The sequence below is a fragment of the Methylobacterium sp. AC433 genome (genome assembly GCF_979253015.1).
Genome location: NZ_CEEDBN010000041.1, coordinates 1 through 2,309 on the forward strand (window position 1 = coordinate 1; position 2,309 = coordinate 2,309).

Genomic DNA, 2,309 nt, shown 5'->3' on the forward strand with positions numbered 1-2,309 from the left:
GTCGCCGTCGACCTGCGCCGCGCCTCGCCCACCTTCGGCCGGCACGTGGCCGTGCGCCTCGATGCGCAAGCCGGCGAGCAGCTCTACATCCCGGTCGGCTTCGGGCACGGCTTCTGCACCCTGGAACCCGACACCATGGTGGCCTACAAGGTCGCCGGCGGGGTCTACAGCCCCGAGCACGACGGCGGCCTGCTCTGGAACGATCCGGCGCTCGCCATCGCCTGGCCGGTGAGCGAGGCCGAGGCCCAGCTCTCGGCCAAGGACCGGGTCGCCCCGCGCCTGGCCGATCTTCCGCCGCTTTTCTGAAGCTCCTGCGGCGGACGATTCTTGCGGCGGCCGGCGCCGGTCCCGCCGCATCACCCCATCGCCGGATCGTCCGCCGATCCGGCCTCACGAGAGACCCGTCATCCCATGCGCATCTTGGTCACCGGCGGCTGCGGCTTCATCGGATCGGCGCTCGTGCTGCACCTGGTGCAGGCGCTCGGGCACGAGGTGGCGACCCTCGACGCGCTCACCTACGCGGCCAACCCGATCTCGCTCCAGCCGCTGGCGGGCGACCCCAGGCACCGCCTCGTCGAGGCCGACATCTGCGATCCGGGGGCCGTGCACGCCCTCTACGCCGACTTCCGGCCCGAGGCGGTGATGCACCTGGCCGCCGAGAGCCACGTCGACCGCTCGATCACCGATCCGGGCGCCTTCATCCGCACCAACGTGGTCGGCACCCAGGTCATGCTCGACGGGGCGCGCAGCCACTGGGAGACGCTGGCGGGGCCCGAAAAGGCGGCCTTCCGCTTCCTGCACGTCTCCACCGACGAGGTCTACGGCTCGCTGCCGCCCGACGGCTTCTTCACCGAGGCCAGCCGCTACGACCCGCGCTCGCCCTACTCGGCCTCCAAGGCGGCCTCCGACCATCTGGCCCGCGCCTGGCACGAGACCTACGGCCTGCCCGTGCTGGTGACCAACTGCTCGAACAATTACGGCCCGCGCCACTTCCCCGAGAAGCTCATCCCGCTGATGATCCTCAACGCGCTGGAGGGCAAGCCGTTGCCCGTCTACGGCGACGGCCTGAACGAGCGCGACTGGATCCACGTGGAGGACCATGCCCGCGGCCTCGTGGCCGTGCTGGAGAGGGGCCGGGTCGGCGAGACCTACCTGCTCGGCGGGCGCGCGGTCCGCAACAACCTCGGCGTGGTCCAGGCGCTCTGCGCCGCCTTCGACCGCCTGCGCCCGGAGCAGGCCCCCCACGAGCGGCTGATCACCTACGTGGCCGACCGGCCCGGCCACGACCGGCGCTACGCCATCGACCCCGCCAAGGCCGAGGCCGAGCTCGGCTGGCACCCGACCCAGGACTTCGAGCGCGCCCTGGAGGAGACCGTGCGCTGGTACCTGGCCAACGAAGCCTGGTGGCGCCCGATCCGCGAGGGCCGCTACACCGGCGAGCGCCTCGGCCTGGGCACGGCTCCCGCCGGCCGCGCCTGAGCCGCGCCGATGCCCGAGACCATGAACATCCTGATCCTCGGCGGGGCCGGACAGGTCGGCACCGAGCTGCAGGCGCCGGCGCTCTGGGACGCGGGCACCCGCCTGCACGCCCCGAGCCGCACGGCGCTCGACGTCACCGACGCCGCCGCGATCGCGGCGGCTCTCAGCGCGCGCCCCTACGCGGCGGTGGTCAACGCGGCCGCCTACACCGCGGTCGACAGGGCCGAGAGCGAGATCGCCGCGGCCTGGAGCCTGAACGCGGTGGCGCCGGCGCTCCTGGCCGCCGCCACCGCCCGGGCCGGCATTCCCCTCGTGCACGTCTCCACCGACTACGTCTTCGACGGACGGACCGAGGCCCCCTGCACCCCCGACAGGCCGGTCGACCCGCAGAGCGTCTACGGGGCCAGCAAGGCGGCCGGCGAGATCGCGGTGCGCAGCGCCAACCCGCGCCACGCCATCATCCGCACCGCCTGGGTGGTGAGCCCGCACCGGGGCAACTTCGTCAAGACGATGCTGCGGCTGGCCGCCGAGCGCGAGCGCCTCAGCGTGGTCGACGACCAGCACGGCAGCCCGACGAGCGCGGGCGACCTCGCCGCCGGCCTGGCCCAGATCGCCCAGGCGCTGGCCCGCGATCCCGGCGCGCCCACGGGCACGCACCACTTCGTCAATGCGGGCGCCACCACCTGGTGCGGCTTTGCCCGCGCCATCGTGGCGGGCGCGGCCCGGCGCGGCGCCCGCGCGGTGCCGGTCGACGCCATTCCCACCAGCGCCTTCCCGACCCCGGCCCGGCGGCCGGCCCATTCGGTGCTCTCGACGGCGAGCCTGACGGC

Annotated in this window: 3 protein-coding genes; all 3 read left to right on the forward strand. The window is 74.1% G+C overall.

Annotated elements, in window-relative coordinates:
* A partial coding sequence (locus AC0IWM_RS23635) for a dTDP-4-dehydrorhamnose 3,5-epimerase family protein (RefSeq protein WP_471759102.1) occupies positions 1 to 306 on the forward strand: 306 nt, incomplete at its 5' end.
* A 105-nt stretch (positions 307 to 411) separates the two neighbouring features.
* Complete coding sequence (rfbB, locus tag AC0IWM_RS23640) at positions 412 to 1,479, forward strand: dTDP-glucose 4,6-dehydratase (protein WP_471759104.1); 1,068 nt, start codon at positions 412 to 414, stop codon at positions 1,477 to 1,479.
* A gap of 21 nt (positions 1,480 to 1,500) precedes the next feature.
* On the forward strand, positions 1,501 to 2,309 hold an 809-nt coding region (gene rfbD / locus AC0IWM_RS23645; protein ID WP_471759106.1), incomplete at its 3' end, for a dTDP-4-dehydrorhamnose reductase.

What these genes read in the sequence shown, in the direction of transcription:
- rfbB (WP_471759104.1), top strand. Translation starts at nt 412, where the DNA reads ATGCGCATCTTGGTCACCGGCGGCTGCGGCTTCATCGGATCGGCGCTC.